This is a genomic window from Ruminococcus sp. 1001136sp1_2201st1_G3_2201SCRN_220225 (assembly GCF_040924365.1).
Lineage (GTDB): Bacteria > Bacillota > Clostridia > Lachnospirales > Lachnospiraceae > Blautia_A > Blautia_A faecis.
In genome coordinates, this window is sequence record NZ_JBCOME010000066.1 from 14,751 (window position 1) to 20,639 (window position 5,889).

At 43.4% G+C, this 5,889-nt stretch carries 8 protein-coding genes; 7 read left to right on the forward strand and 1 reads right to left on the reverse strand.

The window, feature by feature from the left end:
• The 7 genes from AB5642_RS17145 to pgeF all read left to right on the forward strand — a co-directional run.
• On the forward strand, positions 1-193 hold a 193-nt coding region (locus AB5642_RS17145), incomplete at its 5' end, for a 50S ribosomal protein L19 (protein WP_368371775.1).
• Between the two features lie 252 nt (positions 194-445).
• Positions 446-1,084, forward strand: coding sequence for a signal peptidase I (gene lepB / locus AB5642_RS17150; RefSeq protein WP_330590334.1), 639 nt, complete (start codon positions 446-448; stop codon positions 1,082-1,084).
• Between the two features lie 101 nt (positions 1,085-1,185).
• Entirely contained in the window at positions 1,186-2,040 is an 855-nt protein-coding gene (gene ylqF, locus AB5642_RS17155; protein WP_173719478.1) for a ribosome biogenesis GTPase YlqF, read from the forward strand.
• Position 2,041: 1 nt separating this feature from the next.
• Entirely contained in the window at positions 2,042-2,800 is a 759-nt protein-coding gene (locus AB5642_RS17160; RefSeq protein WP_173719479.1) for a ribonuclease HII, read from the forward strand.
• A 96-nt stretch (positions 2,801-2,896) separates the two neighbouring features.
• Positions 2,897-3,259 carry a YraN family protein gene (locus AB5642_RS17165; protein WP_148462608.1) on the forward strand — a complete coding sequence of 121 codons (363 nt, stop codon included), beginning with the start codon at positions 2,897-2,899 and terminating at the stop codon, positions 3,257-3,259.
• Between the two features lie 12 nt (positions 3,260-3,271).
• Positions 3,272-3,433 carry a DUF6783 domain-containing protein gene (locus AB5642_RS17170; RefSeq protein ID WP_306467810.1) on the forward strand — a complete coding sequence of 54 codons (162 nt, stop codon included), beginning with the start codon at positions 3,272-3,274 and terminating at the stop codon, positions 3,431-3,433.
• 52 nt (positions 3,434-3,485) lie between these two features.
• The gene (gene pgeF / locus AB5642_RS17175) at positions 3,486-4,343 is read left to right on the forward strand and encodes a peptidoglycan editing factor PgeF (protein WP_173719480.1); all 858 of its coding nucleotides are present in this window, start codon (positions 3,486-3,488) and stop codon (positions 4,341-4,343) included.
• 117 nt (positions 4,344-4,460) lie between these two features.
• Here the strand turns inward: pgeF and AB5642_RS17180 are convergent, their stop codons facing one another.
• Complete coding sequence (locus tag AB5642_RS17180) at positions 4,461-5,630, reverse strand: ribose-phosphate pyrophosphokinase (RefSeq protein WP_173719481.1); 1,170 nt, start codon at positions 5,628-5,630, stop codon at positions 4,461-4,463.
• Between the last annotated feature and the right edge of the window lie 259 nt (positions 5,631-5,889).

Below are 5,889 nucleotides of genomic sequence, written 5' to 3' on the forward strand. Positions count from 1 at the left end.
CGGAAGCACCAGAGCTACTTTCACAGTAAGAAAAGCTTCCAACGGCGTTGGCGTTGAGAAAACATGGCCGCTTCATTCCCCACACGTAAAGGAAGTAGAAGTTATCCGTCGTGGTAAAGTTCGCCGTGCGAAACTGAACTACTTAAGAGACCGTGTAGGTAAAGCTGCTAAGGTTAAAGAGCTTGTTAAATAATTTCAATTGAAAATTGCTGGTTGCTGTTCACTGGTAATGTTCCGTGAAGTGCTTTCGGGAACGAAGTGAATACGAACAGTGACATTTGCTGCGCAGATGGCCGTGATGACTGTCTGGGCAGCATTTTTTTGATTATTTTTTCTTTTTCTTTTTCGGGATATGTGATAAGATAATAAAGTATCTGGCCTGAGATGAAAAAAGCGTTTTGGAACCAGACGCAGGACATGCAATTATGACACGAATGGAGTAGATATGAGCGACAGAAGAAATAAAAGAGAAAAAGAGCAGTTGTTCAACATGCCGGAAATTGCAAAACTGGAGAAAAAATCTTTTTCTGGTGCCATGGAGAAATTGGAAGACAGTAAACTGAAAAAAGTTTTGATCTGGGTATTCGAGATCGCAGTTACACTGATCTTTGCAGTGCTGACCTCCATGATGCTATTTCAGTCTGTGACGATGCAGGAGAGCTCCATGGAGCCTACTCTGGCAGTTGGAAGCCGGTATTTTGTAAACAAGCTTGCTTATAAAGCGTCCTCGCCGAAACGCGGCGACCTTATTGTATTCCGCACAAATGCAAGTGATGATGCGGCTCTTCATATCCGCCGTGTGATCGGACTTCCAGGTGAGACCATTCAGATCGTGAATGGAAGAATTCTGATCAATGGAGAGACATATAAAGAAGGCAAAGATTTTCCCGCGATCAACAATCCGGGAATGGCAGCCAATGCCATTACACTGGAAGCGGGAGAGTACTTTGTCCTGGGCGATAACCGTAATAACAGCGAAGACAGCCGTTATGGCGATATCGGACGAGTGAATAAGAAATATATAACTGGTAAGCTCTGGTTCCAGATATCCCCGAAGAAAGACATAGGGCCGTTGAATAATTAAACTGTGAGACTTTTATAAAAAATAAGTGATTGTTCAGCACGTTCGCGGTTACACGCTTTGTGGAACGGTATCTGCTGAACAGCTGCAAGAATGAGGTAAATATGAACGTACAATGGTATCCTGGTCATATGACCAAAGCGAAAAGACAGATGCAGGAGGACATTAAGCTGATCGACCTGATCATTGAGCTTGTGGACTCCAGGGTTCCCCTTGCAAGCCGGAATCCGGATATTGACGAGCTTGGGAAAAATAAAGCAAGGCTGATCCTTTTGAACAAATCAGATCTTGGAGATGAACGCCAGAATGAAGCATGGAAAGCTTATTTTCAGGGGAAAGGGTTCTATGTGGTAAAAGTAGATTCCCGCAGCGGCTCTGGTATGAAAGCGATTCAGGCGGCTATTCAGGAAGCCTGCAGGGAGAAGACTGAGAGGGACAGAAGAAGAGGAATCAAAAACCGCCCGATCCGTGCTATGGTAGTAGGAATTCCTAACGTTGGTAAGTCTACTTTTATTAATACTTTTGCTGGAAGAGCATGCGCCAAGACAGGAAACAAGCCAGGTGTAACCAAGGGCAAACAGTGGATCCGCCTAAATAAGAATGTGGAGCTTCTGGATACTCCTGGGATTCTCTGGCCCAAGTTTGAAGATGAGGCAGTGGGAATGCGTCTTGCCTATATTGGCTCTATCAAGGATGATATTCTGAATATGGAGGAGCTTTCCCTTACGCTTATTGATTTCCTTCGGGAAAAATATTCTGGTGCATTGGAGAAACGCTATCAGATCCAGGAGGAAGGCACAGCTGTGCAGATATTAGAAGCAATCGCGCGCTCCAGAGGATGTCTGAAGAAAGGAGAGGAACTGGACTATGCAAAGGCCTCTCTGATTCTGTTCGATGACTTCCGCTCTGGAAAGATTGGAAGAATCACTTTGGAGTGGGTGCCAGAAGAAGGTAAATAATATGCAGAAAATCGGAGAAATAAAGAGTGAGATCCAGGCAGCAGAACCGGGAGAATATGCCGCTCTTTTTGAAAAATACAAAGAGGATACAAGAAGTGGAGTCAGGAAGCTTCTGGAGCAGCTTCATAAGAAAGAAGAGGCTTACCAGAAAGAACTTCTGCGCACAGAAAAGATGAAGGAATTTGAGCGCAAATACGAAGATCTGGGCTATGTGTGCGGAATTGATGAAGTTGGAAGAGGCCCGCTGGCAGGTCCTGTTGTAGCAGGTGCTGTTATTTTGCCAAGAGACTGCAAAATCCTGTATCTTAATGATTCCAAACAGTTAAGCGCAAAAAAAAGGGATGAATTGTATGACGTGATCATGGAGAATGCGGTAGCTGTTGGAATCGGAATGGCAAGTCCCCGGAGAATTGATGAGATCAATATTCTTCAGGCTACCTATGAGGCAATGCGTGAGGCTGTCAGCAAGCTGGAGCCGGTGCCGCAGATTCTTCTCAATGATGCAGTAACCATTCCCGACGTGACCATACCTCAGGTGCCGATTATAAAAGGGGATGCCAAGAGTATTTCCATTGCAGCTGCCAGCATTGTAGCTAAGGTCACAAGAGACCGGATGATGGTAGAGTACGATAAAGTGATGCCAGAATATGGCTTTGCCTCAAATAAGGGGTATGGAGCTGCAGCACATATTGAAGCCTTGAAAAAATATGGCCCAAGTCCGATACACAGGGCAACTTTTATAAAGAATTTTATAGGATAATGTGAAAATTTGAAATGGCTGATGATCCGGATATGAATATGTTTTGCAGTTATGAATACAAAAGATACCTACACAGAAGTATATATGGGAGTTTTTATGCAGAAAAACAAGCGAAAAGTAGGTGCTTTTTATGAAGAAATCGCTGCAGATTATCTGGTTTCCCAGGGCGTGATGATTCTGGAGCGAAATTACAGGAACTGGCTGGGGGAAATCGACCTGATCGGAATGACTGCTGATGGATGGTTGATTTTTGTGGAGGTTAAGTACAGAAGTACGGAACGCTCCGGAAGTCCACTGGCAGCAGTGGACGGCAGAAAGCAGCTGGTGATTTCCAAGGTGGCAGTGGAATATTTGAAGAACCATTACAGAAGCATGGATGTGAGATGCAGGTTTGATGTGGTGGGAATCAACGGCGATAAGATCTGCTGGATAAAAAATGCCTTTGATTTCTGTCAGTGAGCCAGAGCCTGTTTGAAAAAATATTCCTGCAATCTGTATGCCCCACTTTGCGGTATACTATGCCAGAATTCTGTTGACGTAGCTCGCTGCGGCGCCCTTATCCGGACAAAATCTCCCACAAATTGTGACGCACATCTTGCAGAAAGCCTTTTTCAAACACGCTCTAGAGAATGAATTCTTAACAGGTTCGAGAAGAACTGTGAGATCAGAAGAAGAGGAGAATCAGATGAAGATTAAATGGCATAACGAAAATAAACTTCATATGCAAGTAAAAGAAAATAATGGAGTCACCTATCTTACTTATCCCTCTTTTGAACAGTTCCCGGATATTGTGCATTGTTTCAGTACAAGACTTGGCGGTGTAAGCCAGGGAATTTTTTCATCTATGAATCTTAGCTTTACAAGAGGTGATGAAGAAAACGCGGTAAAAGACAATTATCGCAGACTTAGTGCAGCGGTAGGCTTTTCTTTGGAAGATATTGTCACATCTGATCAGACACACACTACAAACGTGCAGCTGGTGGGGGCAGAAGACAGGGGGAAAGGTGTAACGCGTCCAAGAACATATAAAGATGTGGATGGAATGATCACCAATGTTCCAGGTGTTGTTTTATGCACCTTTTATGCAGATTGTGTGCCGCTGTATTTCGTAGATCCGGTTCACAAAGCCGTGGGCTTGTCTCATTCCGGATGGCGCGGGACAGTTGGGAAAATCGGTAAGGTGACTATAGAGAAAATGGCAGAGCAGTTTGGCTCAGATCCGGAGGAAATTTTTACGGCAATTGGTCCCTCTATCTGTCAGGATTGCTATGAAGTAAGCGAAGATGTGATTCTGGAATTTCAGAAAGCTTTTGAAGAGAAGTACTGGGAAAGGCTTTTTTATAAAAAGAAGAATGGTAAGTACCAGCTGAATCTTTGGGAAGCAAACCACATTATTTTTCTGGAGGCAGGAATAAAAGAAGATCATATTTCCGTGCCTGGAATTTGCACCTGCTGCAATCCGGAATTCCTCTTTTCCCACAGGGCATCCCATGGCAGGAGAGGAAATCTGGCAGCTTTTCTGGGCATTCTTCGGGAAAAATAATGTGCCAGACACGTATAGATGCGGTTTACGATCCATGCAAATATGTAAATATAAAGAAGCCCTGTGCCACAAACGAGATAATGTGGAACAGGGCTTTGTTTGTTTATTTATTGTCTATTACTGATTTACACGCTTCATCAGATCCATGATCTTCTCATTGCTGGAACGAACCTTCTCAACAGAAACATCATGGTTGATGATATCCATAATACTTGCAAGATATTTGCTCATATTTGCTTCCACATAGTAAGGTCTGGTAAGAAGCTCCGGAATACGGTAATTCAGGTTGGTTGTGATAACCTTGTCAATCCAGCCTTTCTCATAGTAAGCGTCAAATTTATCCATACCTTCTGTAAACAGACCGTAAGTAGTGCAGATGAATACACGGTTGGCGTGACGTTCTTTGATCTGTTTGGCAACGTCAAGCATACTTTCTCCAGAAGAAATCATGTCGTCGATGATAACAACGTCTTTGCCTTCTACAGAGTCGCCAAGGAACTCATGAGCTACGATGGGGTTCTTGCCATTTACCACTGTGGAATAATCACGTCTCTTATAGAACATGCCCATATCAACGCCCAGAATATTGGAAAAATATACGGCTCTGGACATAGCACCCTCATCCGGACTGATGATCATGAGATGATCATTGTCAACCTGGAAATTGTCAACGTTCTTTATCAGCGCTTTCAGGAACTGATAGGTTGGGAAAAAGTTGTCAAAACCATTTAACGGAATGGAGTTCTGCACACGCGGATCATGAGCATCAAAAGTGATGATATTGGCTACGCCCATATCACTTAATTCACGAAGTGCCAGTGCGCAGTCAAGAGATTCTCTCTTCTTACGTCTGTGCTGACGGCCTTCATAAAGGAATGGCATGATTACATTGATACGATGTGCCTTACCTGTAGCTGCGGAAATAATTCTCTTCAGATCCTGAAAATGGTTATCCGGAGACATGTGATTCTCGTGACCGCAGACAGTGTATGTGGAACTGTAGTTGGTAACATCTACCATAATGTAAAGATCAGTTCCTCGGACAGATTCCTTAATGATTCCCTTACCTTCACCGGTACCGAAACGCGGACATTCGCACTCCACGATAAAAGAGTCTTCGCTGTATCCCTGTGGGATATTGTCAAGGCCTTTCTTTTCTACAAGTTCCTTACGGAATTTTACCAGGTTTCTGTCTACCTCCTCTGCAAGTTCGCGGCAGCCCTCCAGCGCTGCGATACGAATAGGTGCGACAGGCATAGATTTCTCAAGCAATTCTATGTTCGGCATGATATTCCTCCTAAGTAGTATGCTAATTATCGATTCGATTATCTGCAAAAAATGGGGACACGTGTCCTTTACCTTTACAGATCTCTTCTTTATATTTATAACATTTGCCCTAAATGTCGTCAAGGAATTTATTGATTTTTACTTGAAAAATTACCCGGACGTGAGAATGAAATGAAATTTTTTGTGTCAAGCGTTTTTGAAAATGTCCTAAAATAATTGAAGTATTAGCCCCGGCTTTTTGCTGGGGCTTGTTATATTG

Excerpts from the sequence above, each read along its gene's own strand:
- lepB (WP_330590334.1), top strand. The coding sequence starts at position 446 with ATGAGCGACAGAAGAAATAAAAGAGAAAAAGAGCAGTTGTTCAACATG.
- ylqF (WP_173719478.1), top strand. The coding sequence starts at position 1,186 with ATGAACGTACAATGGTATCCTGGTCATATGACCAAAGCGAAAAGACAG.
- AB5642_RS17160 (WP_173719479.1), top strand. The coding sequence starts at position 2,042 with ATGCAGAAAATCGGAGAAATAAAGAGTGAGATCCAGGCAGCAGAACCG.
- AB5642_RS17165 (WP_148462608.1), top strand. The coding sequence starts at position 2,897 with ATGCAGAAAAACAAGCGAAAAGTAGGTGCTTTTTATGAAGAAATCGCT.
- pgeF (WP_173719480.1), top strand. The coding sequence starts at position 3,486 with ATGAAGATTAAATGGCATAACGAAAATAAACTTCATATGCAAGTAAAA.
- AB5642_RS17180 (WP_173719481.1), bottom strand. The coding sequence starts at position 5,630 with ATGCCGAACATAGAATTGCTTGAGAAATCTATGCCTGTCGCACCTATT.